The organism is Nocardia sp. NPDC049737 (genome assembly GCF_040674755.1).
In the GTDB taxonomy this organism is placed as follows: Bacteria; Actinomycetota; Actinomycetes; order Mycobacteriales; family Mycobacteriaceae; genus Nocardia.
Genome location: NZ_JBFANH010000021.1, coordinates 88,009 through 114,349 on the forward strand (window position 1 = coordinate 88,009; position 26,341 = coordinate 114,349).

30 protein-coding genes are annotated in these 26,341 nt (G+C 65.2%); 15 read left to right on the forward strand and 15 right to left on the reverse strand.

Annotated features, from left to right (window positions below):
- Together AB0J47_RS26610 and thpD are read left to right on the forward strand one after the other, a co-directional pair.
- Nucleotides 1-399: an ectoine synthase gene (locus tag AB0J47_RS26610; protein WP_364351434.1), complete on the forward strand. Its 399-nt coding sequence runs from the start codon at nucleotides 1-3 to the stop codon at nucleotides 397-399.
- 8 nt (nucleotides 400-407) lie between these two features.
- Nucleotides 408-1,283, forward strand: a complete 876-nt coding sequence (gene thpD / locus AB0J47_RS26615) for an ectoine hydroxylase (RefSeq protein WP_364351437.1) — start codon at nucleotides 408-410, stop codon at nucleotides 1,281-1,283.
- An 85-nt stretch (nucleotides 1,284-1,368) separates the two neighbouring features.
- On the opposite strand, the gene AB0J47_RS26620 is transcribed toward thpD, so the two are convergent.
- Entirely contained in the window at nucleotides 1,369-2,592 is a 1,224-nt protein-coding gene (locus tag AB0J47_RS26620) for a hypothetical protein (RefSeq protein WP_364351440.1), read from the reverse strand.
- Complete coding sequence (locus AB0J47_RS26625) at nucleotides 2,592-2,813, reverse strand: hypothetical protein (RefSeq protein WP_364351443.1); 222 nt, start codon at nucleotides 2,811-2,813, stop codon at nucleotides 2,592-2,594. Before AB0J47_RS26625 ends, AB0J47_RS26620 begins: the two co-directional genes overlap by 1 nt.
- Nucleotides 2,814-3,086: 273 nt before the next feature.
- Between AB0J47_RS26625 and AB0J47_RS26630 the strand changes: the two genes are divergently transcribed.
- Nucleotides 3,087-3,212: a hypothetical protein gene (locus AB0J47_RS26630; protein WP_364351447.1), complete on the forward strand. Its 126-nt coding sequence runs from the start codon at nucleotides 3,087-3,089 to the stop codon at nucleotides 3,210-3,212.
- Here AB0J47_RS26630 and AB0J47_RS26635 read toward each other — a convergent pair whose 3' ends face one another.
- The 5 genes from AB0J47_RS26635 to AB0J47_RS26655 all read right to left on the reverse strand — a co-directional run bounded on the left by AB0J47_RS26635 (nucleotide 3,213) and on the right by AB0J47_RS26655 (nucleotide 10,158).
- Nucleotides 3,213-5,462, reverse strand: coding sequence for a serine/threonine-protein kinase (locus AB0J47_RS26635; RefSeq protein WP_364351450.1), 2,250 nt, complete (start codon nucleotides 5,460-5,462; stop codon nucleotides 3,213-3,215). It abuts the gene before it with no gap.
- A gap of 57 nt (nucleotides 5,463-5,519) precedes the next feature.
- Nucleotides 5,520-6,320 (reverse strand): 23S ribosomal RNA methyltransferase Erm, encoded by an 801-nt coding sequence (gene erm, locus AB0J47_RS26640; RefSeq protein ID WP_364351453.1) that lies wholly within the window; start codon nucleotides 6,318-6,320, stop codon nucleotides 5,520-5,522.
- 455 nt (nucleotides 6,321-6,775) lie between these two features.
- Entirely contained in the window at nucleotides 6,776-8,059 is a 1,284-nt protein-coding gene (locus AB0J47_RS26645; RefSeq protein ID WP_364351456.1) for a hypothetical protein, read from the reverse strand.
- A gap of 91 nt (nucleotides 8,060-8,150) precedes the next feature.
- Entirely contained in the window at nucleotides 8,151-8,672 is a 522-nt protein-coding gene (locus tag AB0J47_RS26650; protein WP_364351459.1) for a hemerythrin domain-containing protein, read from the reverse strand.
- A 448-nt stretch (nucleotides 8,673-9,120) separates the two neighbouring features.
- Nucleotides 9,121-10,158: a hypothetical protein gene (locus AB0J47_RS26655; protein ID WP_364351462.1), complete on the reverse strand. Its 1,038-nt coding sequence runs from the start codon at nucleotides 10,156-10,158 to the stop codon at nucleotides 9,121-9,123.
- 57 nt (nucleotides 10,159-10,215) lie between these two features.
- On the opposite strand from AB0J47_RS26655, the gene AB0J47_RS26660 reads away from it, so the two are divergent.
- The 3 genes from AB0J47_RS26660 to AB0J47_RS26670 all read left to right on the forward strand — a co-directional run bounded on the left by AB0J47_RS26660 (nucleotide 10,216) and on the right by AB0J47_RS26670 (nucleotide 12,298).
- Nucleotides 10,216-10,659, forward strand: coding sequence for a MarR family transcriptional regulator (locus tag AB0J47_RS26660; protein ID WP_364351465.1), 444 nt, complete (start codon nucleotides 10,216-10,218; stop codon nucleotides 10,657-10,659).
- Between the two features lie 77 nt (nucleotides 10,660-10,736).
- Nucleotides 10,737-11,816 (forward strand): dihydrodipicolinate reductase, encoded by a 1,080-nt coding sequence (locus AB0J47_RS26665; RefSeq protein WP_364351468.1) that lies wholly within the window; start codon nucleotides 10,737-10,739, stop codon nucleotides 11,814-11,816.
- Nucleotides 11,813-12,298, forward strand: coding sequence for a carboxymuconolactone decarboxylase family protein (locus AB0J47_RS26670; protein WP_364351471.1), 486 nt, complete (start codon nucleotides 11,813-11,815; stop codon nucleotides 12,296-12,298). The genes AB0J47_RS26665 and AB0J47_RS26670 overlap by 4 nt, the downstream gene beginning before the upstream one ends.
- 72 nt (nucleotides 12,299-12,370) lie before the next feature.
- Here the strand turns inward: AB0J47_RS26670 and AB0J47_RS26675 are convergent, their stop codons facing one another.
- On the reverse strand, nucleotides 12,371-13,054 hold the full coding sequence (locus tag AB0J47_RS26675) for a hypothetical protein (protein WP_364351474.1): 684 nt from the start codon (nucleotides 13,052-13,054) through the stop codon (nucleotides 12,371-12,373).
- A 97-nt stretch (nucleotides 13,055-13,151) separates the two neighbouring features.
- Between AB0J47_RS26675 and AB0J47_RS26680 the strand changes: the two genes are divergently transcribed.
- Entirely contained in the window at nucleotides 13,152-13,430 is a 279-nt protein-coding gene (locus tag AB0J47_RS26680) for a metalloregulator ArsR/SmtB family transcription factor (RefSeq protein ID WP_364351477.1), read from the forward strand.
- Nucleotides 13,430-13,819 carry a VOC family protein gene (locus AB0J47_RS26685; RefSeq protein ID WP_364351661.1) on the forward strand — a complete coding sequence of 130 codons (390 nt, stop codon included), beginning with the start codon at nucleotides 13,430-13,432 and terminating at the stop codon, nucleotides 13,817-13,819. The genes AB0J47_RS26680 and AB0J47_RS26685 overlap by 1 nt, the downstream gene beginning before the upstream one ends.
- A gap of 3 nt (nucleotides 13,820-13,822) precedes the next feature.
- On the opposite strand, the gene AB0J47_RS26690 is transcribed toward AB0J47_RS26685, so the two are convergent.
- Both AB0J47_RS26690 and AB0J47_RS26695 read right to left on the reverse strand, forming a co-directional pair.
- Nucleotides 13,823-14,743 (reverse strand): LLM class flavin-dependent oxidoreductase, encoded by a 921-nt coding sequence (locus AB0J47_RS26690; RefSeq protein ID WP_364351480.1) that lies wholly within the window; start codon nucleotides 14,741-14,743, stop codon nucleotides 13,823-13,825.
- A gap of 57 nt (nucleotides 14,744-14,800) precedes the next feature.
- A complete protein-coding gene (locus tag AB0J47_RS26695; RefSeq protein WP_040690789.1) occupies nucleotides 14,801-15,310 on the reverse strand; it encodes a GtrA family protein in 510 nt (169 codons plus the stop codon).
- 194 nt (nucleotides 15,311-15,504) lie between these two features.
- Between AB0J47_RS26695 and AB0J47_RS26700 the strand changes: the two genes are divergently transcribed.
- Nucleotides 15,505-16,308, forward strand: a complete 804-nt coding sequence (locus tag AB0J47_RS26700; protein WP_364351483.1) for an aldose 1-epimerase — start codon at nucleotides 15,505-15,507, stop codon at nucleotides 16,306-16,308.
- A 3-nt stretch (nucleotides 16,309-16,311) separates the two neighbouring features.
- On the opposite strand, the gene AB0J47_RS26705 is transcribed toward AB0J47_RS26700, so the two are convergent.
- Complete coding sequence (locus tag AB0J47_RS26705) at nucleotides 16,312-17,064, reverse strand: TetR/AcrR family transcriptional regulator (RefSeq protein WP_364351486.1); 753 nt, start codon at nucleotides 17,062-17,064, stop codon at nucleotides 16,312-16,314.
- 105 nt (nucleotides 17,065-17,169) lie between these two features.
- Here AB0J47_RS26705 and AB0J47_RS26710 point away from each other — a divergent pair, with 105 nt between their 5' ends.
- Together AB0J47_RS26710 and AB0J47_RS26715 are read left to right on the forward strand one after the other, a co-directional pair.
- Nucleotides 17,170-18,372: a DUF418 domain-containing protein gene (locus AB0J47_RS26710; protein WP_364351489.1), complete on the forward strand. Its 1,203-nt coding sequence runs from the start codon at nucleotides 17,170-17,172 to the stop codon at nucleotides 18,370-18,372.
- A gap of 19 nt (nucleotides 18,373-18,391) precedes the next feature.
- Entirely contained in the window at nucleotides 18,392-19,033 is a 642-nt protein-coding gene (locus AB0J47_RS26715) for an AAA family ATPase (protein ID WP_364351492.1), read from the forward strand.
- A gap of 12 nt (nucleotides 19,034-19,045) precedes the next feature.
- On the opposite strand, the gene dapA is transcribed toward AB0J47_RS26715, so the two are convergent.
- Nucleotides 19,046-19,939: a 4-hydroxy-tetrahydrodipicolinate synthase gene (dapA, locus tag AB0J47_RS26720; RefSeq protein WP_364351495.1), complete on the reverse strand. Its 894-nt coding sequence runs from the start codon at nucleotides 19,937-19,939 to the stop codon at nucleotides 19,046-19,048.
- 72 nt (nucleotides 19,940-20,011) lie between these two features.
- Between dapA and AB0J47_RS26725 the strand changes: the two genes are divergently transcribed.
- Nucleotides 20,012-20,899: a LysR family transcriptional regulator gene (locus AB0J47_RS26725; protein ID WP_364351498.1), complete on the forward strand. Its 888-nt coding sequence runs from the start codon at nucleotides 20,012-20,014 to the stop codon at nucleotides 20,897-20,899.
- Nucleotides 20,900-20,969: 70 nt separating this feature from the next.
- On the opposite strand, the gene AB0J47_RS26730 is transcribed toward AB0J47_RS26725, so the two are convergent.
- Nucleotides 20,970-22,460: a carboxylesterase family protein gene (locus AB0J47_RS26730; RefSeq protein ID WP_364351501.1), complete on the reverse strand. Its 1,491-nt coding sequence runs from the start codon at nucleotides 22,458-22,460 to the stop codon at nucleotides 20,970-20,972.
- A gap of 81 nt (nucleotides 22,461-22,541) precedes the next feature.
- On the opposite strand from AB0J47_RS26730, the gene AB0J47_RS26735 reads away from it, so the two are divergent.
- Nucleotides 22,542-22,715, forward strand: a complete 174-nt coding sequence (locus AB0J47_RS26735; protein WP_364351664.1) for a heme-binding protein — start codon at nucleotides 22,542-22,544, stop codon at nucleotides 22,713-22,715.
- 78 nt (nucleotides 22,716-22,793) lie between these two features.
- Nucleotides 22,794-24,311: an FAD-dependent monooxygenase gene (locus AB0J47_RS26740; protein WP_364351504.1), complete on the forward strand. Its 1,518-nt coding sequence runs from the start codon at nucleotides 22,794-22,796 to the stop codon at nucleotides 24,309-24,311.
- A gap of 51 nt (nucleotides 24,312-24,362) precedes the next feature.
- Here AB0J47_RS26740 and AB0J47_RS26745 read toward each other — a convergent pair whose 3' ends face one another.
- Nucleotides 24,363-24,773: a nitroreductase family deazaflavin-dependent oxidoreductase gene (locus tag AB0J47_RS26745; protein WP_364351507.1), complete on the reverse strand. Its 411-nt coding sequence runs from the start codon at nucleotides 24,771-24,773 to the stop codon at nucleotides 24,363-24,365.
- Nucleotides 24,774-24,905: 132 nt separating this feature from the next.
- Here AB0J47_RS26745 and AB0J47_RS26750 point away from each other — a divergent pair, with 132 nt between their 5' ends.
- The gene (locus AB0J47_RS26750) at nucleotides 24,906-25,673 is read left to right on the forward strand and encodes a trans-aconitate 2-methyltransferase (RefSeq protein ID WP_364351510.1); all 768 of its coding nucleotides are present in this window, start codon (nucleotides 24,906-24,908) and stop codon (nucleotides 25,671-25,673) included.
- Between the two features lie 202 nt (nucleotides 25,674-25,875).
- Here the strand turns inward: AB0J47_RS26750 and AB0J47_RS26755 are convergent, their stop codons facing one another.
- Nucleotides 25,876-26,313, reverse strand: a complete 438-nt coding sequence (locus tag AB0J47_RS26755; protein ID WP_364351513.1) for a nuclear transport factor 2 family protein — start codon at nucleotides 26,311-26,313, stop codon at nucleotides 25,876-25,878.
- Nucleotides 26,314-26,341: the final 28 nt, after the last annotated feature.

The window sequence follows — 26,341 nt, forward strand, 5'->3', positions numbered from 1 at the left end:
ATGATCGTGCGCAGCACCGCGGAGATCACCGGCACCGAACGCGATGTCGCGGGTCAGGGCTGGCGCAGTAAGCGCATTGTCCTCGGCGGCGACGGCGTCGGATTCTCCTTCCACGAGACCAGCATCGAGGCCGGGACCGTGCACGAGTTCCACTACCGCTACCACGTGGAGGCGGTGTGGCTCATCGAAGGTGAAGGGACGCTGACGGATCTGGATAACGGCGTCAGCTACGAATTGGCGCCGGGCTCGATGTACCTGCTCGACGGAAACGAGCGCCACCGCCTCGAGGTGCGTACCGCAATGCGGATGATGTGCGTGTTCAACCCGCCGGTCACCGGGCAGGAGATCCATGACAGCGATGGCGTCTACCCGCTGGTCGCGGCCCAGGTAAGCGGATAGGAGGAGCAATGACGTTGGTGCAGACCGACGATCGCTACCCGACTCGGCTCGTCACGGCGGGCGGGCACCGAGACCGGACCGATCCCACGGTCTGGGGCGCGGTCGATTCCGAGGAGTTGGCCACCTTCGATGCCAATGGTTTCGGAATCGTCGAAGAGCTGTTGACACCCGCCGAGGTCGCCGAGTTCAGTGCCGAAATCGACCGTCTCGCCGGTGATCCGGCGTTACAGGGTGATGACCGGGTGATCGTGGAGAAGGCCTCGAACCGGGTGCGTTCGGTCTTCGAGGTGCACCGGCTCAGCAGCGCGATCGCCGATCTGGTGCGCGAATCCCGGGTGGCGGGATTGGCCAGGCAGGTGCTCGGCTCGGATGTCTACATCCATCAGAGCCGGGTGAACTACATGCCCGGCTTCCGCGGCACCGGTTTCTACTGGCATTCGGATTTCGAGACCTGGCATGCCGAGGACGGTATGCCCGCACCGCGTGCGGTCAGCCTGTCCATCGCACTGACCAACAACTACCCGATCAACGGCAGCCTCATGGTGATGCCCGGCTCGCACCGCACCTTTGTACCGTGCACCGGCAGCACTCCGGCCGAGCATTATCGGGAGTCGTTGCAGGAGCAGGAGATCGGCGTACCGACGCACGCGGATATCGGTGCGCTGGCGAACCGGTACGGCATCACCCAGTTCACCGGCAGCGCCGGATCGGCCCTGCTGTTCGATTCGAACATCATGCACGGTTCGTCGAACAACATCACGCCGTTCCCGCGGTCGAATATCTTCCTGGTGTTCAACAGCGTGGAGAACGCGCTGGTGCAGCCGTTCGCCGCGCCGGCGCCGCGACCGACGTATATCGCGAGTCGGGACTTCACGCCGGTCTAGTTCCGCCTGCGACGCAACCGGTCTCGGGCCGCCTCACCCGAGACCGTTTGCGCGCGTATGTCTTTGGATGCACGTACTGCTGGTGTCAGCCATAGATGTCCAGCGTGACGGTCAGCGTCGCCAAGCGGGTCGCGAGTCCTAGATCGCGGGCACGTCCCTGGATGTCCGTGCGATCCTCGGCGGGCAGCTCGGCCCACAGCTCGCCGAGACGGGCCTGGGTGTCGGCATCGGCCTCGGACAAGATCCGCAGCAGTGTCGACCACAATCGGCCCTTGGTCGCGATGCCGGGTATCGCGGTCAGGGTTGATTCGGGCAATTCCAGTAGCTGTGTACCGACTCGACGTTGGATCTCGGTATCGGTGCGCTCGACCAGGTCGAGCAGGCCGCGCCACAGAATCGGATCGCTGCATCCCGCGAGCGCGGCGACCAGCGCCGCCATCGCCGCTGGGTCCGCGGTGATCGGGTTGGCCGCCAGCGTATCCAGGGCCGATGGGCTCAGGTAGGCGGTGAAGCGGAGCATGTCATTGATCGCGCCGTGCTCGATAAAGGTCGCGGCGAGTTCGGTAATGGCTGCGGGCGGGCCGATATCGAGCAGGATGTCGCCGAGTGCTTCGATCACATCCTCGTCGCAGCGGGCGAAAACCGATACCGCCGCCAAACGCAGCTCGGTGGAACCGGCGAGGACGGCACGGAGGATATGCGGTACCCGATTCAGCGGCCCGGACAGCAGTTGGCGCACGATCGCGCTGATATTCGCGCCCGAGTACGCATAGGCCGCCGAGAGGATCAGGCCCTCGTCATCGGATACGCCCGCCTCGATCGCACGGACGAGTTCTGTCGTCGCGAAGCCGAGGAACGGACCGGCCGTGACATAGTCCTTGCGGCGCAACAGTTCGTTGGCGACCTGCACGACCGGTTCCGGCGGCGCGACCTGGGCGAGCCGGCCGATGGTGCGCGGGTCGATATACGGCGCGCAATCGGCGGCATATTTCGGGTCCAGCATGCGGAGGGCTTCCGCGGCCTTCTTGGGATGTTCGATTCCCACCGCACCAGCAGCGCGTCCGCCAATCATCGGCGGAACGACCCGCTGCACCAGCGGTATCGAAACGCTCAGCGGGATGATCGGTACCAGCTTGCTGAGCCGCCCGAAGGTCGCGGAATGGTCGTCGAAGAGGACGCGCGCGATGCGTTGTTGCAGTTCGTGCAGTTGTCCCGCGCCGAGTTTCTCCAAATGCGACAGGCGTTCGGCGGGGACGTGCAGTGTACGGGCCAGCAGCACCAGCTGCGCCCTGGTCACCAGGTCCGTCATCAGCCGAGCCGATTCCCGAACATGACCTTTTTGGCCGCGGTGCTCAGCGGCCAGGGCAGTGCACCGACCAGTCCGTCGACGGCCTCGGCGAGTCCGGCCGTCTCGGCCCTGCGCGTGTCGCGGAACATGGTCAGCAATTCCGCCGATTCCGCCTCGGAGAGTTGATCGAGGGCCGCGACGGGGCCGCCCAGTTCGTGTTCGAGATCTGCTCTGGCGGTCATATTCGCTCCCGGTTCCCCAGGCCTCGCGCAATGACAGTGCACGAAGCACCTCTAGATCACATTCTGCAGTGCCACCTGGCCCACCGGACCCGCTTCGCTGGTATCGCCCGCCTGGCAGTCTTCCGGCAAGCGCACCGCCGGTCCGGCTGGTCGACGGTCGGAGCCGTGGCGCGATCGGATACGACAATGCCGCGGTGGTCGAGTGGATCTATGCCAGATTGGACCGGTGACCGAGGCATGGACCGGTGACCGAGGCTATTCGGGGCACCGACCTTGGTCATCGTCAATGGCGAGGATTCGCCGACGGTCATCACGTCGTGCACGCTCACGCTCTTCGACGGCTACACCGACGCCACGCCGCCGATCGAATCGGCGGGCATGCTCATCCAGCCGGGCTGATCACCGAGCGACAATGTGCTCCAAAGCGGCGAGGTCCTGTTCGAGCATCCGGAACAACCAATAGATGGCGATGAAGGCCAGCGCGCTGCCCACACACAGCACACGCAGCGGCACAATGACCGCCGGAATATCCCCGGCGGGAATGAAAGTCGCGCCCGCGACGCCGAGCAGCGGGACCGCGGCAGCGATGGCGAGGAAGTAGGTACTGGTGCGGTCGAGTTGGCGCAGCTGGGTGTCATCGGCGGCACCGAGTCTGCCGTGCGGCAAGAACATCGGGTAGACGCTGCGCACCGCATAGAAACTCACCAGGAAATACGGGTAGGCCATGGCGATCGCGCCGCACACGATCTGGGTGATGAAGAAATGCACATACGCTTCGGCGGTGAGGTGATTGCCGGAGACCTGCACCGAGACCGGGACGACGACACCGGACAATACCCATAATGCGAAGCAGATCAACACATTTCGGCGACCGAGTTGCAGAGTATCGCAGCGGGCGCGCGCCAGCGTAGGCGCATCGTAGGACTTGCCCTTGCGTAGCCCGCGCGAGATGGACCACAGATCGGCCAGCAGCACATTGGTGAGGATGATCCCGACCAGGAAGCAGATGCCGTAGGTGGTGACGGCGAACTGGTCGAATCGGTGCTGCGCCTGCGCGTCCAGTTTGGCGATGATGAGCGTGCGATTGTGGTTGTAGCTGTACAGGATTGCCAGCGCGTTCGGACCGGCGATGGCCAGCGCCATGATCGGGTGCATGAGCACTCGGGCGCGCAGTCGCCAACTGTGCGGCGGCGGGTCGACCAGGTCACGGGCGCGCGCGTGCAGGCAGACATCGAATTGCTGGGCCATATCCGCACCGCGCGCCCACCGCTTATCCGGATCCGGGTCGAGCGCACGCACCAGTGCGCGGCACAGCGCTGCGGGGCAATCGGCCGGAAGGTCCTGATACGGCAGCGATTTCGGACTGCCCGAGCGGCGGTTCAACATGCCGTCGAGTGCGGTGCGATCGCCGCCGGTCACCGTATCGTCGTCGAAAGGTTTACGGCCGGTAAGCAATTCCCACAGCATGACGGCCAGGGCGTAGAGGTCGCTGCGGGTATCGAGGTCGGCGGCAGTCGTCGATTTGTCCGGATGCACGGCGGCCAACTGCTCCGGTGACATATAGGCCAGCGAGCCGCCGAAATACGCGACCGGGCTGTCACCGGAGACATTGCCGCTGAAGCTGATATTGAAATCGGCGAGTTTCGGGATGCCCTCGGCGGTCAGCAGCACATTGGCCGGTTTGATATCGCGGTGCAGCACCCCGCAGCGTCCGGCGTAGTCCAGCGCCTGGGCCAGCCTGCGGCCGAGCCAGGCAATGGTCTCCGGCCAGGACAATTCGGCCAGTTCGGCACGCACGGGCGATTCGCTGGGGCGGATCTCACCCTTGTCGGCGAGTACGGAGTCGATGACATCGAGCAGCAGTGCGCCCGACCGCTCGGCCGCCGGGGTATTGCGCACCCGCTCGAGCACGGTGAATAACGTGCCGCCCGGCACGTACTGCATATACAGCAGGCGCAGGCGGCGACTCTCCAGGACGCGCTGGTCGAAGACCCGCACGATGTAGTCGTGGTCGAGCTGGGCCAGGGTCTGTGGTTCGGCGCTCTTGTCCTGGGAGATCTTGACCGCGACGAGTCGCTGCATGGAGCGCTGTCTGGCCAGGAACACCCGCGCGAACGCGCCACGCCCCAGTCCGGTCATCAGGTCGAAGTCGTCTATTTTCTGGCCGACGTCGATCTCGTCGAGGTTCACCGGATCGGTGTAGACGGACATCAGAGTGCTGCGGTAATCGTCGGTGGCCAGCATCTGCGAGAGTTGCTCGGCCTGTTCGGGATAGGCCGCGGTGTATTCCTCGACATCCACCGAAGTACCCGCGCGCCTGCGGACGTGGAACTCTTCGTAGATGAGATCCGGCGGCAGTGGCCAGGTACGCAATTCCGGCAGATCTTCGACGTACTCGGCGAGACGCTTCGGCTCGGTGCCGCGCATCCAGCGGTTCGCCAGATCGACCTTGATCAGCTCGATCAGCGACACCCGGCGGATGGCGGGGGAGTCCGGTAGATACGCGGGCAGATCCGGCGGTGTATCGGCCGCCCGCCAGGCATCCGCGAATCGCTCGACGACCTCGGCGACTCCGGTGCCACGTGAACCACCCGGCGAGCGGTCCGCAGCGACCGTCGCCCCCGGAACCGGCGGAGCGGGGTGCGCCATCTGCGCATCGTAGCTCCGCCGATACCCCGATGGCGGCCGAGTTGGGCAACTGATTTGCTAGCTCAATGCCTGGTAGAGGGTGAGCCAGCGGTCAGGGGAGACGAGGCCGACCGGTTCGTCGAGCGCGATTCCGGCAATGGTGCAGGCCGCTCGGACCTGGCGGGTGGGATAGGCCAGGCGCAGTGTGGTCGCGAGGCAGCCACCGAGGCCGGAGAAGCCGAGTTCCACGAGTTGGCGGTAGCCGCGGAGTTCCCTTGGCGCGAGTAGTGGTTGCTCACGTCTGCGCAGCCGCAGGGCGGCGGCATCTACCCGGGGGATCGGACGGAAGCGGTCGCGGTGCACGCTGATGCCCATTTCCATTGTCACGGTGGGCCATTGGGTGACAGTCAGTTTGGTCCAGCGGCCGTAGTCCCCGGCGTATTTGCGGGTGAACTCGCGTTGGGTCAGTAGTGTCGCCGAGGTGAGCTCCGGTGCCGCGAGACACCAGCGCAGAATATCGGTGCTGGCGGCGAACGGGATATTGGCGACAACAATGAATCGAACGCGAGGCGGGGTGATTTGGCGAATATCGGCGTGGTGCACCTGAATTCGACGGTCGCGTGCATAGCGTGCACGGAGTTTCTCGGCGTAATGGCGGTCCTTTTCGTAAGCCAGGATGTGGTGTGCGTAGTGCAGGAGATGACCGGTGAGCATGCCGTCGCCGGGGCCGATCTCCACGACGAGATCATCGGCACGGATACCGGCGGCGCGTACCAGCCTTCGGGCGACGTGGGTGTCGGTGAGGAAGTTCTGCGACAGCTGTTTGCGGGTGCTGTCGGAGCGGATTCGGGCATGCGGCAGCGAACGATTGCGGGACATGGGTGTCCTCCGAACGGAGTGGTCGAATCAGGAATGTGTGATTCGCCCGGACCCGTGCCGGAACACTATGGGGCGCAGCCCATCTCAGCGCCGTGAGAAATCGATCAGATCGATCCGGCGAGGGGAGCAGCGCAGCGCGCGGGCAGAGGCCGGGCCGCCGCGCGGGGCCGCACGTAGTACGCGCAGACCACGCGCGCTCCGTTCAAGCCAGGACTGCCTCCCATACGGGCAAACATAGAGCACGCCGGGGTTGTCCGCGACTGATTTATCGCGCCCGTCGCTGCGATTCCGAGGCCATCAGCCACAGCGCGACGGCAGTGTCGGCCCCGGATACCCGAGCCGATGGAATTGGTCTGGTCGCCGAGCCGCGCGCTGAGAATCCCGTCGCCTGACGTGGACTCAACGCGCCGATGGCCGCCAGGGGACCAACTGGCGGCATCGAATCCCGCTGACACTCAGCCCGAAGTTACCGATTGATCGTGTTCGTCGGTCTTCTCCTCGGCTGCGCAGGCTCGCCACATTTCGGCTTCGGCGTGGTTGCCCTGACGTTGGAGGAGCTCGGCGAGTCCGGTCATGGCCCGTGATTCGCGGCGATCGGCCGCAGTGCGCCACCAGCGCTCGGCATCGCCGAGTTCGCCACGATTGAACAGGACGACGCCGAGGTCATAGGCCGCCCCGGCGTGCCCCGCCTCGGCGGCTTGCGCCCACAGACCGCACGCCTGTTCCTCCTCGCCGCGTCCGAACATGGCGACGCCGAGATCGTAGAGGGCGGCGCGATAGCCGCGGTCGCCGTCCTTGGTGCGCTGCCGCGAGTTCGGCTGCTCGGGCTTCGGCTGCTCGGGCTTCGGTGGTTCGGGCTTCGGTGGTTCCGAGAGCGGGGCGTGGTCGGAATCCGCTACCCGTTCCCGCACCACCGGAGCCTGCTCGGCAACCGATGGTTGCATCAACCCGGTACGCGCGGGATGCAACGGCGTGGTCTGCTCGGCTGCTGGGAGCTCGGGGCGGGCGAAAGCCGTTTGCGGTGATTCCGGGAACCGCACCGATTCGAGGTCGGGCGGTGTCGGCTGCGGCTCAGGGGGTCTCGTCTGCTCTTGGGTAGCGGATACGGCTCGCTGCGGCTGAATCGGTGCCGTCGGCTGCGCGGATCCGTCCTGTCGCTGTTGCGCGGGCTGCGACGGTTGGGACGCTGGCACGGGGGCAGCGGCCGCCGGGGTCGGGACGGAGGCAGCGGGCGAACTCGCGGTGTCCACCTCGAGCACCAGGTTGGCGAAATTGGGCGGTCCCTCGCCGACGCTGCACCATAGGACGATCCGCCCGGTCGGTGGTTGTTCGATGAGGATGCCGTAGTTGCCCGACCAGGATTTTTGTGCGCCGAATCCGTCGACCCAGACCGGAGTCAGCGAGAACAGCGCGCCCGGATCGGTCGGAACCACCTCGAAAGTGACGCCGGCGGCGAGGGCATCGCTCCACACGTCCACCCCGGCCAGGCGTCTGCCTTCGATGCCGATGTGCCCGTCGACCACTGACAGCCCGATGCCGTGTCCGCGCAGACCCGCGGGCGGTGCCGCGGACAGTAACTTCATGGTGACCAGGATCGGCGCAGCCCCGACCTGCTCGGTATACATCGGGTAGATCAGGCTGCCGTTCCAGGTGATCGGGTCGGCGGATTGATACCGGGCGGCCAGCGGTAGGTTTTCCGGCGAATTCTGGGCATACCAGTGCGAATACGGCTGATTCATATCGCGCCCCGACCTTTCACCGATGCTTCCTCGCCCCTGTCTACGCGGTCCGGCCGCTAACACCGTACCTGCCTCTGATCTGGTGGCTATCTCAGTCCCGATCCGATCGCATGCGATCGAGCGCGAACGTAGCGCCGAGAAGTTCCTCGCCCGTCCTGGTACCCATTTCGAGTCCGTCGAAAGCTTGCACGAGTCTGCGTTCCTCCCAGTGGAAGTGCGATTCCAGGATGGCGGCCAGCCCGTCGAATTCGCGCCGGAGGGTATCGGCATTGTCCGGCCTGATCGAGTCGAGCAGTTCGGTCAGTCTGCGCAGGATATCTGCGACCAGTTGGTGGTCGGTGCGCAGTTCGGCCAAAACCGGTGCCAATTCGGGGAACTGGTCGGCTAGTGCCGGAAAACCCGCAGTGTCCTCGCCGGTGTGATGCCTGGTCAGCGCGGCGCAGAATGCCGTGCAGTGCGCGCGAAGTCGCATCGGCCGCAGTTCCGAACCGGTTGCATAGGCGGTGACATCCGCGCGGATTCTGCTCAGTTCGGTTCGCAGCCAGTCGTGTATCGCCACCAGTTCCTGTCCGAGGGCACGCGCCCGGTTTGCGTCGAGGTCGGTTGATGCCATGAATCGTCTCTCGCTCGAGGAAGACGCACAGGCCGTGCGGCTCCGCGAAGGGGGTTGGAATGCGGCGGGGCCTCGATGGCCCGCTCGACCTCAGTGCGAGCGCGAAAGTGGATGCACGGCGGACTCCTCGATCACGGTGCCTCCATGCCGATCGCCGTCCACCCGGCGCCGCCACGCGACACATCCACTGATCTTGCACCCTGAAAGGCGCGACGATCAACTCGAGTGTTTTCGAAGACGTTGCGCGCCATGCGATATTCAGACCGTGCCGAGCTGGCAACGGCAGGCATTTATATGTAACTCACGGTTACATATAAATCGGGTTCTGCGGAATTCGAGTGCCAGAGCGGCGATGTGGTCATCATACCCGGTCCCGGCCCGCGATGCGCGGTGACCGCGCAACTCGACCCACCGATGGAATGCATCCGTGGGTCGATTCGAACAGGCGTCAGACGCCGACCGTCTCTTCCATTTCCTCCTCGGTCTCTACCGGTCGCTGCGCGCGGACCGCAGCGGCGGGCGCGGGGGAAATATGCCGTTCATATCGCGCGGCGACCACCAGTAACACCGCACCGACCGCCAGCCACACGAACAGGCTCGCGATGCGACCGCCGAAACCCGCACCACCGTCGAAATACAGCAGGCTGCGCGCACCCTCCACGAAACCCGCTCCGTTCCAGAAGGCGTGCAGCGAACCGAAGAAACCGTTCTGCAGTTCGGGACGGTAGATGCCGCCGGAGGTGGTGAAGTTGAGCATGACGAACAGCACCATCAGCGCGAGCGTGGTCCAACGCTTCAAGAAGGTGTGCAGTCCGATGCCGACGGTGATGATGCCCGCCGAGTACAGCCAACCCATCGCCCATATCGTCGCATAATCGTGATCGACGATATGGAAGACCGGTGCGGCCACCGCGATTCCGATAACGCTGACCATCAGCGAGGTCACCAAGCCGATTACCGCGCGCACCCACATGGACAGTCCCGCGCCCGCCGCACCGATCGCGGCGACGCTGCCGTAGGAGCCGATACTCAGGGCGACCAGCAGGAAGAACAGGCCCTGTCCGGTGGGGTCGCCACTGGCGGTCGGGGTGATATCGGTGACCGTCATCGGCAGTCCCTGTGTCCCGGTGACCTGCCGGAACACCAGCTCGACCGCCATGGCGGTGGTATCGGAATTCGCCTTGGCCACAAGTAGTTCGGGATGTTGCGCGTTGGGAATGTACGCGCCGGAGAGCGTGCGGTCGCGCAAATGCGCGGTCGCATCATCGCGGGTGGGCAGCGTGACGACCTCGAGTGCGTCACCGGCCTTGTCCTTCATGGTCTGCGCCAGCACCATGTCCTGCGCGGATGCGCCGACCACGGCCACCTTCAAATGGTTCGGCTCGGGCTGATGGAACGCACCCAGATAGGCAAGCCCCATGCCCAGACACATCAGCAGCGGGGTCAGCAGATGTCCGGCGACATGGCGTAGCTGGTGCGAGCGCATGAAGGTCAACTCCTAACAGTTGGTAAATACAACTATCACTGTTGTATCATACAACTGATGTATAGTGCAACCATGGCCAGTGAACCGCGCTCCGCGTCGATCCACATCATCCAGCGCGAGCTGACCGCCTTCGCCCGGCGCGCCCGCGGTCGCGCCTCGGAGCTGCATCCGGAGTTGTCGCTGGTCGCGTCGAGCATCCTGGATCTGGTTATCGAGCGCGACGGCTGTCAGGCGACCGATCTCGCGGACCATTTCGTGCTCGACAAGTCCACGGTCAGTCGGCAGGTGGGTGCGTTGGAACGCTTGGGCTATCTGACTCGGGAGGTCGATCCGGACAACCGGCGCAACCACATCCTGCGGCCGACACCGGAGGGTCGGCGGGTCGCGGGGGCAGCCGAACGGCGTCGCCATCAGGAGTTCGCCGAGCGCTTGACGGCATGGAACGACACCGACATCCAGCGTTTCGCCGACTACCTGATCCGCTACAACACCGCGAAATAGCCGCGCGAATTCCATAGTCCCCCTACGTAATTCCCATAACGCCAACTACCAAACCAAGCGCTTGCTACGCTCACTCGATGATCCCCACGATTGTCTGGGGCACCGGCAATGTCGGCCGCTCGGCCATCCGCGCCGTCGACGCACACCCGGCGCTGGAACTCACGGGCGTGCTCGTCCACAATCCGGATAAGGTCGGCCGCGATGCGGGCCGGCTCGCGGGGCTCGACTACGACCTCGGCGTCCCGGCGACCGCCGATATCGAGGCCGCCCTGGCCGCGGGACCTCGAGCTGTGGTGTACGCAGCTTCGGGTGATATCCGCCCCGATGCCGCGCTCGCCGATATCGTCCGCGCCGTCGAGTCCGGCGCCGTCGTCGTAACACCGGCGCTCTACGCCCTCTACGATCCGCGCAGCGCCCCACCCGAAATGCGCGATCCGGTGCTCGCGGCGGTCGCGCGGGGCCGTGGGTCCCTGTTCGTCTCCGGTGTCGATCCCGGCTGGGGCAATGATGTGCTGCCGCTGCTGATGAGCGGACTCGGCGGCACCGTGGAAGCGATCCGCTGCCAGGAGATATTCGACTACACCAGCTACGACCAGCCCGATTCGGTGCGCTATCTGGTCGGCATGGGCCAACCGATGGACTATCTGCCGCCGATGGTGGCGCCCGGCATCCCGACCATGGTGTGGGGCGGCCAGATTCGATTGATGGCGCGTGCGCTGGACGTCGAACTCGAGGAGATCCGCGAAACCCTGGACCGGCGCGCGCTCGATACCACGGTGAACACCGAGCGGATGGGGGAGTTCGCGGCGGACACGCAGGGCGCATTGCGATTCGAGGTGCAGGGGATCGTCGAGGGCGAGGCGCGCATCGTCATCGAGCACGTCACTCGGATCCACCCGTCCTGCGCGCCGGACTGGCCGAGGCCACCGGACGGCGAGGGCGCGCACCGTGTGCTCATCGAGGGCCATCCGCGCATCGAAATCACCATCGAGGCCGCCGACGAGGACGGAAACCGTGCCGCGGGCGGCAATGCCACCGCGGTCGGTCGATTAGTGAATGCCATCGACTGGCTCGTCGACGCCGAACCCGGACTCTATGACGCGCTCGATGTCCCACTGCGTCCCGCAGTCGGCAAGCTCGGAAGGAAACATTCATGATCATCGACATCCCCGAGGGCAAGGACCCGATCGGTTACGTCTGGGGCGAGATGGTGCCCGGCATCGGCCTGGCCGCCTCGAACTTCTCGCTGTCGGTGTATTCGCATTCGACCCTCGGACTGCGCGAATTCGAGGCGGCGCGACTGAAGATCGCCCAGGTCAACGGCTGCATCTTCTGCCTGGATTGGCGCACCGAACGCGACGGCCAGAAGGTGGAGCCGGAGTTCGCGGACGCGGTCACCAACTGGCGCACCACCGACCTGTTCGACGAACGCACCCGACTGGCCGCCGAATACGCCGAACGCTACGCCACCGATCACCACAATCTCGATGACGAGTTCTGGGAGCGAATGCGAGCGCAATACAGCCAGACCGAAATCGTCGAATTGAGTATGAGCATCGGATCGTGGCTGGCCTTCGGACGCCTCAATCATGTGCTCGGTCTGGACGCGGTGTGCGTATTGCCCGGCCATTCGGCGTAGGCGAATACCTTTGTCCCAGAGATGGATACGAACAGCGTCGGCACGAATTATCCAGTGGCGCTGATTATTTCATTACAACGGTACCCAATCTACGCCATCGAGGCGGCTCCAATCGTCGCAGGCCCAGTCCCAGATGAGTTGGGCGACGGTTGCGCCGTCGCTCAGCGTGGCGCCGAGGCGTTGGTTGCGGGCCGGGTGGTGTAGTTCGAGGGTGTAGTCGGTCGGGGAGTTGCGGCGGGTCTGGATGAAACTCTTTGCGTCGTTTCCCTTTTCGGCGATCAGGAAGGGGGTGGTGGCGAGCAGATGGAGTTGGCGGACCCAGTCGAAAATCTCGCGCTGGGTCAGTGAGGAATATTTGCGTTCACCGCCGATATCGATCGAGGCGTAGCGGCGAATTTCGGGGCTGGTCAAGGTGTTGGTTCGCGCATCGTAGATTTCGTATGCGAAACCCGCGATGAGGGCTTCGATGAGCTCGCGTACCCGCGGTGCGGCGTAGTCCATGGCGGAGCCGCGCGTCCTGCGGCGATCCACGCTGTCGGCGGCGGTCACCCGAACCGAATCTCCGGCCGCCTCGATCCGCAGCCTGGCATGTCGGGCCGCGGCCGGGATTCGGCTGTTCCAGCCGTGTAGTCCGGCGATGACGGTCTGGTAGAGGTGGTCATCGGCGGGTTGCCCGCGTCTGGATCGAAAATAAGGAAGTACGTCCCCCGGCGATGCCGCCGCTCCCGCGGGTAGCACCACGAACTCATAGCTCATCAACCCAATTTAACTCGGCCCCCGACACATTCGCCCGCCCTGTTTTCGACCCGAACCGCACTTGATAGGCAAGTATTTACTTGCCTATAGTGTGGGGGTGAGCGGTGATGTATTCAAGGCGCTGGCCGACCCCACGCGTCGGGCGATCCTCGACGAACTGGCCGATCGCGACGGACAGACATTGTTCGAGCTCTGCACGCGGCTCACCGTGGGGCACCAGCTCACTTCGAGCAGACAGGCGATATCGCAGCATCTGGATGTGCTGGCGGCCGCCGGTCTGGTGACCACGCGCCGGGACGGCCGGTACAAGTTCCACCATCTGAATCGAGAACCGCTGCGGCGGCTCACTCACCGTTGGCTCCAGGAGGACCCATGATCCGTATCAATATCACCAGTGTTCTGGTCGATGATCAGGACAAGGCATTGCGCTTCTACACCGAGGTGCTCGGCTTCGTGAAGAAGACCGAGGTGCCACTCGGCGAGGCGCGCTGGCTGACGGTCGTCTCGCAGCAGGAACCGGAAGGCGTTGAACTGCTGTTGGAGCCCGATGGGCATCCGGCGGTCCGGCCGTTCAAGGAAGCGCTGGTCGAGGACGGGATTCCGTTCACCTCGTTCGCGGTGGACGATCTGTACGCCGAGTACGAGCGGTTGCGCGGGCTCGGCGTGCGATTCACTCAACAACCGCTCGATCAGGGGCCGGTTGTGACCGCGGTGCTCGATGACACCTGCGGCAACCTGATTCAGATCGCCCAGCTGAAAAGCTGAGACTCAAGCCGTTCGGAGTATTGCGTCGGCGAGGAGATCCAGTTGGCGGCGTGCCTGCAATGAGCCGATGCGCAGCACCAGATGCTGTGCACCCGCATCGAGGTACCGTCCGAGCCAGTCGACGCATTCTTCGGCCGAACCGCCGAAATAGGCTTGGATCGTGGACATTTCGTCGAGCGAGCGGCGGTAGTACCGGCGGACGTAGCCGTCGAGTTCGGTGCGCGCAGCGGCGGAGTCCGGGTTGATATTGATGGTGGCGTAGAGGGCTGGGGTGATGTTGCGGGTGGTCTTCTCGCGCAGGGTATGCCATGCGCGGGCGTAGGCTTCCGGGTCCGGTAGGAACGGCAGCCAGCCGTCGTAGTGGCGGGCCACCCGTTCGAGCACCCGCGGTGTGTCACTGCCCGCCAACCACAGCGGGGGACCCTCTGGGCTGGCGGCGGGCAGGGTGCGCTTCAGGTCGTCGAGTTGCCAGTAGCGGCCGTCGAATTCTGTTCCACCGGACCAACTCCGACGCCAGATGGCCACCGTTTCGTCGAGCCGGCCGACACGTTGGTCGAAAGGTACCCCGACAGCGGCGAATTCGTCGCGGCTCTCGGGCAGCGGGAATCCTGCGCCGAGACCGAGGATCAACCGACCGTTGCTGAGCTGGTCTACGGTGGCGGCGGTGTGGGCGCCAAGCAGTGGATGACGCAACGTCGCGGTGAGTGCGGCGGTGCCGAATCGGACGCGCGTGGTAGTCGCGGCGACGGCGGCGAGTAGCGGCAGTGGATCGACTCGGGTTCGCGCCAGCGGCGAATCGCCGATCCACACCGAATCGAACCCGGCATCCTCGGCGGCGCGCGCGAATCCGACCAATCCGGCGGCATCATGTTCGCCGGTCATCGAAGTTTCGCGGCTGGGTAGCAGCAAGCCGATCTGTGTCATACCGGCGATCTTCACCCCCGTTGCCGAATCGGGGCAATTACCTCGAAGGTAAGCGACCTAGCGTGGTTCGAGCTCGGATTGAACGAGATCGTCGGGGAAGGCATACCGCCGAAACGCCCAGTACCGGAACGCCATGGCGAGCAGCACGCCCAGAATCTGGCCGGTAATGAAGTTCGACACGGCCTGGGTGACCGGACTGACGTGCGGCACCCGGATATCGAGCACATACAGCGCGACCGCCTGCGGCAACAGCGTGACACCGATACCGAGCGCACTGATGGCGAAGAACAGCGCCGCCTCGTGGTGCCGCTCGCGACCGCCCCTGGTCCGGAACGACCACTCGCGATTGAGAACATACGAAACGATGGTCGCGATCAAGACACCGAGCACGCGCGCGGTGAGCGGCTTCTCACCGAGCACGGTCAACTTCAGCGCATAGACGATTCCGGTGTCGATGAACCAGGTGATCCCGCCCACCACGGCGAACTTGAGCAGTTCACGTCGCTGGATCAGATACGACCGGTACGGCTCCGGGATCCGGTCGAGCGCAAGCTGGACGAAGGACACGCCCCGCACTATATCCAGCAAATCTGTCACCTCACGTTTTCGACCGGCGATGCCGCCCTAACCCAAGCATGCCCGCACCCGCCGCGCCAGGAAAGTCACCTCGACGGTTTCGGGCGCGCCGCGTTGGTCAGCGTGGCAGTGCTGGTCGTGGCACTGTGTCTTACCTGACCCCATAGTCGCAAGGAGGAGCGCTCATGGCCGATGCAGGCAATTGCGGTGTTGTGCTGACCGCGGGCAAGGCGCAGGTCAGCATCGACCCGGAGAATGGCGGGCGGCTGAGGAGTTTCCGGGTCGGCGATCTGGAGCTATTGCGGCAGGGCGCGCGGTACGGCGCGTTTCCGATGGCGCCCTGGTGTGGGCGGATGGGATCGGGGCAGTTCCGGAACGGCGCAACGTTGCATCAGCTGCCGATCAACGCCGATCCGCACGCAATCCACGGCACCGCCCGCGACAGGGCCTGGCATGTCCTCAGCACAACGGTATCCACCGCCGCGCTGGGCTGCGAACTCACCGACCCGTGGCCGTATCGCGGGCGTATCACCCAGGAGTTCCAGCTCACCGAGCACTCGATCACCCTGACCATGCGGGTCGAAACAGCGGGCGAGTCGTTTCCGGCTCAGGTCGGTTGGCACCCGTGGTTTCTGCGAAATCTGGGCTCCGGCAAGGACATCCAACTCGACTTCACCCCCGCCTGGCAGGAGGAGCGCGGCCCCGACTATCTCCCGACCGGACGCCGCATCGGCCCACAACCCGGCCCCTGGGACGACTGTTTCGGGATGCCCGATGGCACTGCCGTGACCCTGACCTGGCCGCACGCTCTCGAGCTGACCATTACCAGTCCCGCCGAGTGGGTCGTCGTCTTCGACCAACAACCCGAAGCCGCCTGTGTAGAGCCGCAATCCGGTCCGCCCAACGGCATCAACACCCATCCACGTCCGGTCACCGCGAGTGACCCGTTGGAACTGTCCACCACTTGGGCGTGGCGTCTGCTCGACTGAACCCTATGCGCCGTCGATCTCGGCGGCCACGCCGTTGAGGATCAGCTCCAGCGCGAATACGAAGTCCTGGTCGGCCGCATCGGTATCGCCGTCCGACGGCGATTCGAACAGCGGACTGGCGAACAGTGCGGCCGCCTCGGGGAAGCGGTCCGGATCGACGAGGACGGCGAGCGTGCGGCGGTAATTTCGATTTGCCTGCACCTCGTCGAGACCAGTGCCGCGCCGCGCCGCGGTGATCTGCTGGGTGAGCAGACTCGCTTGCCGCACATGCCCGCTCACCAGCGTCAGGATGCCGACCTTGGTCGCCCAGTCGAGTCCGGTGTCGGCGAGTGCGCGCAATGCGGCATCCATCCAGCCGATCGTGTTCGGACCGCGAGGCGGCCCGGAGATCGGTAACTGCGGCAACCACGGATGCTCGGCGTAGACCGCGCGCATCGCGTGTGCCCACTGCCGCATCCCGGCCCGCCAGTCGAGGGATCCGGTCCCGAGATCCGGTGTCGGACCGGTCGCGAAATCGGCCATCAGCTCAAAAAGTTCATCCTTGGAACCGACGTGGCGGTAAAGCGCCATTTTCGTGAAACCCAGTGTCTGCGCGACCTTCAGCAGCGTGACCTCGCCGAGCCCGGCGCGATCGGCGAGGTCCACCGCGGCGCGCACGACCCGGTCGACGTCCAGTTCCGCCGGTCGTCCGAGCCGCGCGGGTGCCGGGAGTCGCCAAAGCCTGCCCAGGTCGGCGGGCACCGCCTCGTCGGCCATGGCCTTACCTCCTCGGTATCGCCGATGCTTCTGCGGGATATTAGTCCGAGAGATAGTATATGGTAGATAGTATCCCTCAGATACTATCTATTTGCGGAGAATGTAATGACCGATCAGCTGGTCGCCTCCAGATCGCGAGTACACGACGTCGACGCCATGCGCGGTTTCGCCCTGTTGGGCATCTTCATCGTCAACATCACCTTCATGGCCTCGGGTTATCCCGGCAATCTGGTTACCGACCCCGCGTACACCTCCACCCTCGACGACGCCGTGCGTGCACTGTCCGAGGTCTTCGTCGAGATGAAGTTCTATCTGCTGTTCTCATTCCTGTTCGGCTACAGCTTCACCCTGCAGATGGAGTCGGCGGCCGCAGCGCGAGCCGCCTTCGAACCACGGATGCTGCGCCGCGTCGGGGGCCTGTTCGTCCTCGGTGTACTGCACATCGTGTTCCTGTACGCCGGCGACGTGCTCACCACCTATGCGGTGGCGTGCTTGGTGTTGTACTGGATGCGGCGGGTCAGCGACCGAACCGCATTGCGCGTTGCGGCGATTCTGTACGGCTTGGTCGTGGCGAGCCTGCTGCTCGGCGCGGTGTTTCTGGATGCGTCGGCACTGCTGCCCTCGACCGCCGAGGCGCAAGCCAATGCCGAGCACGCGACCCAGGCCATGCTCGGCGGCTGGAGCGAGGTGATAGGCGAACACCTCGACGGCCTCGGACTCCTTGTCCTGCAAGCCCTTACCCTGCAGGGACCGACCGCGTTGGCGATGTTCCTCCTCGGCATGGTCGCGGGCCGGCGCAAACTGCTCGCCGAGGTACACGGCGACGAACCGATCCTGCGTCGAATCCAACTCATCGGCTTCCCCATCGGCCTCACAGGCAGCATCCTCTTCACCATCGGCGGCGGCACCGGCCACACCCTCCCGGTCGCAATCAGCGTCGCCACCGCACCCCTGCTCACCGCCGCCTACGTCGCGACTCTGCTCCGCGCAATGCACAGCCCTCGCACGTCTTTCGTCCGCACAGCCTTGGCCCCCGCTGGCCGCATTGCCCTCACAAACTACCTCGCCCAATCGGCCATAGGCCTACTGATCTTCACAGGAATAGGCATCGCCGCCGCCGGCACCTTCTCCCCCCTCGCCACCATGACCACAGCTCTGTTCGTCTTCACCCTCCAACTAGCTCTGAGCGCACTCTGGCTCCATTGGTTCCGCTACGGCCCCGCCGAATGGACCCTGCGCTGGATCACCAACGCCCACCGTCCCACCTGGCGCAGAACCCCACCCGAAGCGCTGCTGAATCAACCATGAGGCCGGCAAGAATGTCGGGGTGACGCAACGAGCGGAGGATAAACTCCTAGTTCTGGTCAACGGGATACCCGGCTCAGGTAAGTCGACATTGGCGGCTCTGCTTGCCCGCATTTTGGATGCGCAGCTGCTCTCCAAGGACACCGTGAAAGAAGCCTTGGCGGAATGCATTTCCCGACCCGATGCCGTGCCGTCGCTCGGCGCGATCGCGATGGAAGCTGTCTGGGCGATGGCTACAGCGATACCGCAGACGGTGGTGGTCGACTCATGGTGGTTCCGGCCACGCGACCTCGAGTTCGCGCGAGCGGGCATTCACCGAGTCGGCGCCGATCGGGCGATCGAGATCTGGTGTGACGCTTCGGTGGAAACGGCGCGGGCCAGGTATACGCAGCGGCAGCGGGCTGCGGTGCATGACGATGGGCTTCGCCTTGTGCGCGATTGGGACACGTGGGCCGAGCACGGCCGACCGTTGGAACTGACCCCAGTGATCCATGTCGATACCACGAAGCCGACAGATACCGCTGGCCTCGCCCGCCAGATCGAGACGACCGCAGCTTCGGTTCATCCGACCCGAGCCGGCGCCCCCGCGCGGTCAGCGACGCACGGAGGAACTCCGGTGAGAGTGCTGCCGTCGCGGAATTGTGACTCCGATCAGCCGCGCTGAGGGATCGGACGATCAGGCGGGGATGGTTGCGGGGAGGCGGCTCAACGCTTCGAGGGCGGCGGTGGTTGTTTCGGGGGTGGCGGGGAGGAGAGGGAGGCGGACGGTAGGGGTCGGAATGCGGCACTGGGCGGCTAGCGCGGATTTGATGACTACCGGGTTGGGTTCGGCGAAGAGGGCTGCGGACAGGGGGGTGAGACGGTGGGTGAGGGCACGGGCTTCCTGGACGGGGCCGTCGCGCCACAGGTCGATCAGAGTGGCGAAGGCCGAGGTGGCCAGGTGCGCGGTGGCGAGGATTGCGCCCGGGGCGCCGAGGGCCAGCAGTGCGGCGGCGTGCAGGTCGTCACCGGCCAGGACGGTGACGTCGGGTGGGAGGGTTGCCATGAAAGTGGTTGTGGTGTCGTCGATGCCGCCGACGGCGTGTTTGAAGCCGATGATGTTCGGGATGCGGGCGAGGTCGAGGAGGGTGTCGGCGCCGAGGATGCGGCCGGTGCGGTGGGGGATGTTGTAGACGATGAGGGGGACCGGGCTGGTGGCGGCCAGGTGACGGAAGTGCGCGAGGACGCCGGCTTCGGAGGGGCGGGTGTAGTAGGGGACAACGGTGAGCGCGGCAGTGACAGTGGAGCCGAGGGTGGCTAGTGCTTCGGCCGAATCCGCGGTGGAGTTCGTTCCCGCTCCGGCGATCAAGGGGGCGTTGCGTTCTCGGCAGACGCCGCCGCAGATATCGAGGACGCGATGGCGCTCTTCGGGGGTCAGAGTGGCGGTTTCGGCGGTGGTGCCGAGGGCGACGATGCCGGTTGCACCCTCGTCGAGTACCTGATGAGCCAGGCCCGCCAGTGTGTCGGCGGCGAGTTCGCCGTTGGCGGTGAACGGTGTGATCAGGGGGATGAAGAGGCCGGTGAGCGTCATGGTCTCAAGCCTGGCCCGCCGCGATACGTCAGGTCCAGTTCGCGTTTCTTCCGTTGAGCATAAGCTGAACTGATGCTCGACGTTCGAAAGCTACGCCTGCTGCGCGAACTGGCCCATCGCAAGACGATCGCGGCGGTCGCGGAGGCTATGAGCTACACGCCATCGGCAGTCTCCCAACAGCTGACCGCGCTGGAGCGGGAAGCAGGAGTACCGCTGCTCGAACGGACCGGGCGACGCGCCACTCTCACCCCCGCCGCACTCACCCTGGTCGAACACGCGGAGACGATCCTCGCGGCCCTCGAACAGGCCACCGCCGATCTCGCCGCCTCCCGCGCAACACTCACCGGAACGCTGCGCATCGGCGCTTTCCCGACGGCCGTCGCCACGATCCTCGCCCCCGCCCTGGTCGCACTGAGCCACGACCATCCGCGACTGGAATTGCTTGTGACAGAACTGGATCCGATTACGGTCCCGGACGCACTCCGCACCGAAACCCTCGACGTCGCGCTGGTCCAGGAATACGACTACGTACCCGCCGAACCCGATCCCGCCCTGGACACCGAGCCGCTCCTCGAGGAGACCATCTACCTGGCCGCCCCGACCGCCACACCGCTCGAAGACCACCGCGACGCCTCCTGGATCGTCGGCACTCCCGGCACGCTCTGCCACACCATGACGATCCGGGCCTGTCAGGCGGCCGGATTCACCCCGCGGGTCCGCCATCACGTGGACGACTTCAGCACCGTCCTCGCCTTGGTCGCCGCCGGTCAGGGCGTTGCCCTGGTCCCCGAACTCGGCGCACTGACCCCACCGCCGAACATACTGCTCACAGCCCTATCCACCCGACGCAAAACCCTTCTGGCCTACCGGCGCGGTACCGGCCGACACCCGGCCGTCGCCGCCGCCCGAGCCGCCCTACGCACCTCTGCCACCACGATTTCCAGCACTCTCGGCAAATAGGGGTGCCCATGCGCCCGACCAGCCCACAACAATTCCACCCGATCTCGATCGGTGCGATCCAATCGCCGTGCTAGGCGACCGACTTCCGCAACGCCGCCAATTCGTCCCCACGCGGATCACTCACCACACCCGACTCCGGACTGTCGAAGATCTGCACCAGCCGCGAATCCTCCTCGAAGCGCGCCCACCCTGGATCACCCGACTCGGCGAAAGCCACCCACGCCGAATGGATTTCATCGGCGAGCGGTTGCGGCGGATTGGGACCGGTCAGGGTGCGCGCGCCCGCGAGTGCGTCGAAGACGAACGGCACCTCCAGAACGTGACAGGCACCGAGCCCCTCGATACCGGATGACCACGCGAACTCATAGGCGTAGCTCGGCGCGCCCGCGGCGGCGATCGACTGAGCGATCCGCAAGGTGTCCGAGCGGAAGGCCCGATCGGTAATGATCGCGGCGAACACATCCGCCGCCGAGGCGCCCGGACGATTCGCACCGTAGATATCCCCGAGCCCGGGATCGAGTCCGTAGCGGGTGAGCACGAAAGGCAGGGTCTCTGTGGTGATCCCGGCTGCGATACCCGTCGGCACCGTAAAGAACCGGAACTCCTCGGCGGTGCATCCGGCGATGAGCGGCACGGCCCGATCAGGTTGCGCGGCAAGCACTTTGACGGGTTGCCCGTCGAGCACCTCACCATCGATCACCGGAAGCAGACTCATGATCCCCATCCCGTTGGCAATGATCGAGGACCCCCACCGCGCCGGATCCGGATCGCTCATCAGCGCCAGCGCGAGTGTATCCTGCGCCGCGCGCAGCTCATCGGGACCCAACTCGCCGAAATCCGCCGCGGTGGGGCTGATACCGAGACTCGTAGCCAATTCTCCGGCGAGTTTGCGCGCATCCTCGACGGCCACCGCGGCGGATCCATTGCCGCTCTGCATGATCGCCTGCCGGAACAACCCACGCGAGAGCGGCGAAGCCATCAGCGTCGCCACACTCATTCCACCCGCCGACTCCCCGAATACGGTGACCCGGTTCGGATCTCCGCCGAAGGCCGTGATGTTTTCCTGCACCCACCGCAGCGCGAACAACTGATCGTGTAACCCCCGGTTCAGCGGTGCGTCCGGCACCGCAGCGAAGCCGGATATACCGAGCCGGTAGTTGATCGAGACCAGCACGACCCCGTCGCGCGCGAACGCCGCACCGTCGTAGATCGCCCTGGCGTTGGATCCTCGGGTGAATGCGCCGCCGTGAATCCACACCATGACCGGCAGTCCGGCACCGCCCGGATCCGGTGTCCACACATTGACATTCAGATATTCCTCGCCCGGTATCCCGTCACTGCCGATCAGCGCGTGGATCGGCGGGGGATAAGGGGTCTGCACGCAGGTCGCGCCGTGGGTGAGCGCATCACGAACTCCCTGCCAGTCCGGCACCCGCGTCGGCAGACGGAAACGCGCGGGACCGACCGGCGCCGCCGCGTACGGAACGCCGAGGAATGCGGTGATCCCCGCGGTCGTCCGACCGCGGATCTTGCCACCGGTGACGGAAACAATCGGTTCCATGAGACTCCTTCGCTCGACTCGATTCTCTACGCAGCCCCCCGCGTCGGACCACGGTTTCGAGCACCTCGCAGAACTTCCGGAATCTCTTCGGCATCGGACTCGGCCTCGCCGGCGCACGTTCGCTGGTCCGCCTACGGTGGAGGTGTGCTCATTCGCTCAGGCGATACCGTCATCGGCGCATGGGGCGTCCCCGGCGCCGCGTTGTCGCAGACCGACCACGAGATCGCCGTGGCCGCCATCGATCAGCTCGACTGAGGCGGGTTCCGGCGCGATGCAAGGCGCATGCAAGGCGATGTAAGCCAGCCGCAACCGCCCATCTGCAGAGTCGAGTTCATGAACGAGACATTCGATGTGGCCGTCGCCGGTGCCGGACCGGTCGGACTGATGCTGGCCTGCGAACTTCGCCTCGGTGGCGCCGAGGTGCTGGTGGTCGAGCGGCTGGCCGACCCCGATATGACCATCAAGGCCGCTGCGATCAATGTGCCCACTGCGCAGGCGTTCTACCGCCGGGGCATGCTGCCCGACCTGCTCGAACAGCAGAATGCGACGGTGCAGCGCATCCGCGCGGCGGGCATGTTCCCGAATGCCGCGACCCAGCGTCTGCCGATCGCTGGTCATTTCGCGGGCATCATGCTTCGCGCAGACGAAATCGACTTCGACGACCCGGTTTTCGCCGAACTCGGCCCGGGCGCCGAGGCGGTGCTGGTGGCCCAGCAGGCCATCGAGGCGATCCTGGCTCGGCGTGCCGACGAACTCGGGATCGAGATCCGGCGCGGTGCGGAGTTGACCGAATTCGACGATGACGGAACCGGTGTCACTGTCCGCCTCGCCGACGGCACCGTCCGCGCGAACTGGTTGGTCGGCTGCGACGGCGGCCGCAGCACGGTCCGCAAGCTGGCCGGATTCGATTTCCCGGGTCTGGACCCGGAGATCACCGGCCATCAGGCGGTCGTCGAAATGACCGGCGCGGAGGGCTTGCGTCCGGGCTGGAACACCACCCACACCGGGATCTACACCAGCGGTCCGACACCGGGCCGGATCCTGACCGTCGAACTCGACGGCCCGCCCGCCGACCGGACAACCCCGGTCACCGCGGCCGAATTGCAGGCCAGCCTACGCGCGGTGTCGGGTGTGCCGGTCGAGATCACCGCAGTGCATTCGGCAACGCGATTCACCGATAACACCCGCCAGGTCACCGACTATCGCAAGGGCCGGGTGTTGCTCGCCGGCGATGCGGCCCACGTGCATTCGCCGTTCGGTGGGCAGGGACTCAATCTCGGCATCGGCGATGCGGTCAACCTCGGCTGGAAATTGGCCGCGGTGGTGCGCGGCGATGCGAGCGAAACCCTGCTCGACACCTACACCGCCGAACGTCATCCCGTCGGCGCATGGGTGCTGGAGTGGACCCGCGCACAAGTGGCGCTCATGCGACTCGACCAGCGCAGCAAGGCATTACGCAAAGTGATGACCGATCTGTTGGCCACCCGCGATGGCAGCACCGCGATCTTCAAGAGGATCTCCGGTGTTCTGCACCGCTACGACCTCGGCGGTGGCCACGAGCTGATCGGCGCGGTCGCACCGGATATCGAGCTGTCCGATGGCAGTCGGGTCGGTGCGCACTTCGCCGATGGTCGGGCGATTCTGTTGGATCTGACCGATTCCGCGCAGCTGCGGACGATCGCCGCAGCGTGGTCGGATCGGGTACGCGTGGTGACCGCGAAACCCGTTGCACCACGCAAGCTTTCGGCAATGCTGATTCGACCGGACGGTTACGTTGCCTGGGCAGCGGATTCCGGCGATCGCGATGGACTTGCCGAAGCGCTGTGCCGCTGGTTCGGCGACAAATCCTGATCGGCTGGTGCCGGCCCGGCGATCAGGGACCGGGCTGGCACCCTCGGAGCATCAGGCCTCTTGGCGATACACCGCGACGACCGGAATCACCCGAGACGTCTTCGCTTGGTACTCTCCGAAACCCGGCATGATCTCGACCATCCGCGCATACAGCTCATCGCGTTCGGCACCGGTCACCACCTCGGCCTTCGCCGTATAGCTTTCGGTACCGAGTTCCACGGTGAATTCCGCATTCGCGCGCAGATTGTGGTACCAAGCCGGATGCTTATCGGCGCCGCCGTTCGAGGCGATCAGCACGATTCGCTCACCGTCAGGGAGATAGACCAGCGGGCTGGTGACCTGGCGACCGGATTTGGCGCCGATCGTCGTGATCAGCACCATCGCCGCACCCTCGAACATGCCGCCGACCTGGCCCGCATTGGCGCGGAACTCATTGATCACCTGCGCGTTGAAGTCGTTCACTGCACTCCCATCGGTTGTTTTCCGCACCAACCCGCGGATAGCGCCGGAAATTCCGCCCCGCTCCTTGCCGGACCAGTCGGGGCAGAATACAGTACGTCCGTACGGTTTGGTTGAATCGACTTGGAGCTGCCGATGTGGGATCCCAAGAAGTACCTCGCCTTCGATGACCACCGCTCGCGTCCATTCTTCGAACTACTCGGCCGGATCGGGGCCGAGAATCCGCGTCGCGTCGTCGACCTCGGATGCGGCCCAGGACATCTCACCACTTCGATTGCCGAGCGCTGGCCAGGCGCGGTCATCGAGGCATCGGATTCTTCGCCCGAAATGGTCGCCGCGGCAAGGGGTCTCGGCATCGACGCACAACTCGGGACGGTGCAGGACTGGCAACCGGCACCGGATACCGATGTCGTGATCAGCAATGCCGTATTGCACTGGGTCCCGACGCACACCACTCTGCTGCCCCAATGGGTGCGCGCGCTGCCTGCAGGCGCCTGGCTCGCGCTGCAGGTGCCCGGCAACTTCGACGCACCGTCACACCGCGCGATTCGCGAACTCGCGAGCCGCGAAGAATGGCGCGACCGGCTCACGCCCGCGGGCATACTGCAGCCGCGGGATGTTCTCGACCCCAGCGGATATGCCCAGGTGCTCACGCTCACCGGTTGCGCGGTCGACGCATGGGAAACGACTTACCTGCAACGGCTCTCGGGGGAGAATCCGGTCCTCGAATGGGTCACCGGAACCGCCCTGCGCCCGGTGCGCAACGCACTCGACGACACCGGCTGGCAGGAGTTCACCGCACAGCTGGCGCCACTGTTGCGCGCGGCCTACCCGCGCCAGCTCGACGGCACGACCTGGCTGCCGTTCCGGCGGGTCTTCGCCGTGGCACACAAGGACGGCTGAGCCCTGATTATACTTCCCGGCTATAGCTCAGGCGGCAATCCCTACTTCGGAAAGGTTTGCGATGGTTCCCAGCGTTCTCCCCTGTGCTTGCGGTCCGGACTGCCGGTGCGGTTGCCAGGATGGCGGCAAATGCTCATGCGGAGATATATGCCAACACGAATGACCGATCGATGCTCCCGAATTCGGGAGCATCGATTCGTGTTCAGGCGGTGCCCGGCGCGACGAACATGAAGCTCTTCTCCTCGACGCGTTGCTTGATCCGCCACCGGCCATCGACGCGAGCGAAGGTGTCGTGATACCAGAGCCCGCACAGCATCAGACTCTGCCGACCTTCGCCGGTCGAGACCAGCATCGGGTTGTGACACATGGTGCGCGCGGTGGCGGTGTCGCCGTCGACGGTGATGGACGAATTGCTGATCAGATGTTGAAACGCAAGGAAATTCGGCATCACGCCGGCGAGGAACTTCTTGGTGGATTCGAGATCACCGACCGCGCCGCCCATGGCCGAATAGTCGATATGCGCATCCGCGGTGAAGATCTCGTCGAGCAGATTCCACTGATGGGTGTCTACCGCATGTGAGTACCGGACCATGAGGTCCTCGATCTCCATGCGGTCGGAAATCTCCTGTAGGGACAGCATGGTGCCTCCGAATTGCCGACACATCGTT

Excerpts from the sequence above, each read along its gene's own strand:
- AB0J47_RS26610 (WP_364351434.1), top strand. The coding sequence starts at position 1 with ATGATCGTGCGCAGCACCGCGGAGATCACCGGCACCGAACGCGATGTC.
- thpD (WP_364351437.1), top strand. The coding sequence starts at position 408 with ATGACGTTGGTGCAGACCGACGATCGCTACCCGACTCGGCTCGTCACG.
- AB0J47_RS26620 (WP_364351440.1), bottom strand. The coding sequence starts at position 2,592 with ATGACGGACCTGGTGACCAGGGCGCAGCTGGTGCTGCTGGCCCGTACA.
- AB0J47_RS26625 (WP_364351443.1), bottom strand. The coding sequence starts at position 2,813 with ATGACCGCCAGAGCAGATCTCGAACACGAACTGGGCGGCCCCGTCGCG.
- AB0J47_RS26635 (WP_364351450.1), bottom strand. The coding sequence starts at position 5,462 with ATGGCGCACCCCGCTCCGCCGGTTCCGGGGGCGACGGTCGCTGCGGAC.
- erm (WP_364351453.1), bottom strand. The coding sequence starts at position 6,320 with ATGTCCCGCAATCGTTCGCTGCCGCATGCCCGAATCCGCTCCGACAGC.
- AB0J47_RS26645 (WP_364351456.1), bottom strand. The coding sequence starts at position 8,059 with ATGAATCAGCCGTATTCGCACTGGTATGCCCAGAATTCGCCGGAAAAC.
- AB0J47_RS26650 (WP_364351459.1), bottom strand. The coding sequence starts at position 8,672 with ATGGCATCAACCGACCTCGACGCAAACCGGGCGCGTGCCCTCGGACAG.
- AB0J47_RS26655 (WP_364351462.1), bottom strand. The coding sequence starts at position 10,158 with ATGCGCTCGCACCAGCTACGCCATGTCGCCGGACATCTGCTGACCCCG.
- AB0J47_RS26660 (WP_364351465.1), top strand. The coding sequence starts at position 10,216 with ATGTATAGTGCAACCATGGCCAGTGAACCGCGCTCCGCGTCGATCCAC.
- AB0J47_RS26665 (WP_364351468.1), top strand. The coding sequence starts at position 10,737 with ATGATCCCCACGATTGTCTGGGGCACCGGCAATGTCGGCCGCTCGGCC.
- AB0J47_RS26670 (WP_364351471.1), top strand. The coding sequence starts at position 11,813 with ATGATCATCGACATCCCCGAGGGCAAGGACCCGATCGGTTACGTCTGG.
- AB0J47_RS26675 (WP_364351474.1), bottom strand. The coding sequence starts at position 13,054 with ATGAGCTATGAGTTCGTGGTGCTACCCGCGGGAGCGGCGGCATCGCCG.
- AB0J47_RS26690 (WP_364351480.1), bottom strand. The coding sequence starts at position 14,743 with ATGACACAGATCGGCTTGCTGCTACCCAGCCGCGAAACTTCGATGACC.
- AB0J47_RS26700 (WP_364351483.1), top strand. The coding sequence starts at position 15,505 with ATGGCCGATGCAGGCAATTGCGGTGTTGTGCTGACCGCGGGCAAGGCG.
- AB0J47_RS26705 (WP_364351486.1), bottom strand. The coding sequence starts at position 17,064 with ATGGCCGACGAGGCGGTGCCCGCCGACCTGGGCAGGCTTTGGCGACTC.
- AB0J47_RS26710 (WP_364351489.1), top strand. The coding sequence starts at position 17,170 with ATGACCGATCAGCTGGTCGCCTCCAGATCGCGAGTACACGACGTCGAC.
- dapA (WP_364351495.1), bottom strand. The coding sequence starts at position 19,939 with ATGACGCTCACCGGCCTCTTCATCCCCCTGATCACACCGTTCACCGCC.
- AB0J47_RS26725 (WP_364351498.1), top strand. The coding sequence starts at position 20,012 with ATGCTCGACGTTCGAAAGCTACGCCTGCTGCGCGAACTGGCCCATCGC.
- AB0J47_RS26730 (WP_364351501.1), bottom strand. The coding sequence starts at position 22,460 with ATGGAACCGATTGTTTCCGTCACCGGTGGCAAGATCCGCGGTCGGACG.
- AB0J47_RS26740 (WP_364351504.1), top strand. The coding sequence starts at position 22,794 with ATGAACGAGACATTCGATGTGGCCGTCGCCGGTGCCGGACCGGTCGGA.
- AB0J47_RS26750 (WP_364351510.1), top strand. The coding sequence starts at position 24,906 with ATGTGGGATCCCAAGAAGTACCTCGCCTTCGATGACCACCGCTCGCGT.
- AB0J47_RS26755 (WP_364351513.1), bottom strand. The coding sequence starts at position 26,313 with ATGCTGTCCCTACAGGAGATTTCCGACCGCATGGAGATCGAGGACCTC.